The organism is Planotetraspora sp. A-T 1434, from assembly GCF_025420585.1.
Classification (GTDB): domain Bacteria; phylum Actinomycetota; class Actinomycetes; order Streptosporangiales; family Streptosporangiaceae; genus JAOEGB01.
Genome location: NZ_JAOEGB010000093.1, coordinates 1 through 686 on the forward strand (window position 1 = coordinate 1; position 686 = coordinate 686).

The window sequence follows — 686 nt, forward strand, 5'->3', positions numbered from 1 at the left end:
ACCCGGGACCGGCTCCACGCGCTCGCCGGCGGCGACCCGGAGCCGCCCCTGACCTCCTTCTCCACGGAGGACGGCCTCGAACGGCTCAGCCGCGCCCGGATCCTGCTGACCGGGTGGGGATGCCCGGTGATCGACGAGACGGCGCTCGCCCACGCGCCGCGTCTCGTGGCCGTCGTCCACGCCGCCGGTACGGTCAAGACCCACGTCACCCCGGCGGTGTTCGAGCGCGGCATCCTGGTGAGCTCGGCGGCGGAGGCGAACGCCATCCCCGTCGCCGAATACACCCTCGCGGTGATCCTGCTGGCCAACAAGGCCGTGCCGGCCCTCACGAGGGAGTATCACGCCCGCCGGTCGGCGATGAACCTCATCGAGGACTTCCCCGGCATCGGCAACTACGGCAAGACCGTCGGCCTGATCGGGGCGTCGCGGATCGGCAAACGGGTGGCCGAGCTTCTCCGGCCCTTCGACGTCCAGGTGCTGATCAGTGATCCGTACCTGGACGAGGCCGGGGCGGCGGCGCTCGGCGCGCGCAAGGCCGGACTGGAGGAGCTCTTCGGCGCATCCGACGTCGTGTCGCTGCACGCGCCCGCGACCGAGGAGACCCGGGGCATGGTGACCGCGTCGCTGCTCGCCGCCATGCGCCCGGGAGCCACCTTCGTCAACACCGCGCGGGGGTCGCTCGTGGA

Annotated in this window: 1 protein-coding gene; it reads left to right on the forward strand. The window is 72.4% G+C overall.

Features of this window, described 5'->3' with window-relative positions:
- A partial coding sequence (locus N5079_RS35095; protein WP_261588535.1) for a hydroxyacid dehydrogenase occupies nucleotides 1-686 on the forward strand: 686 nt, incomplete at both ends.